General features: G+C 57.5%; 1 protein-coding gene. It reads right to left on the reverse strand.

All coding sequences use genetic code 11. From position 1 onward, the window contains the following. A partial coding sequence (locus L5849_RS15785) for a hypothetical protein (protein WP_236926313.1) occupies positions 1–280 on the reverse strand: 280 nt, incomplete at both ends.

A 280-nucleotide genomic window follows, 5' to 3' on the forward strand; every position in this document is an offset into this window, starting at 1 on the left:
GCTTGGCACTGACATCGGCGCGGCGTTCTTGGTTGAATCCGACCAGCCAATTGCGGCGCTCCTTCTCGTAGTCCGCCCATCCCTTGTCTGTGTAGGAAACCTTCCGCTTGCCCGGGGAAAGCAGCTCCCACTTGTCGGAACCTTGATAGGAGATCGCGACGACGGATTCCCCAACCTCGGGACGTCGTTTGGAATTGCCGACGATGCCGCCGATCATTTGTTCGAGGATGAAGACGTGCTCACCACCCTTGGATTCAAATTCGCACCAAGCCTCTTCGGT

This window comes from Erythrobacter sp. SN021 (assembly GCF_021864455.1).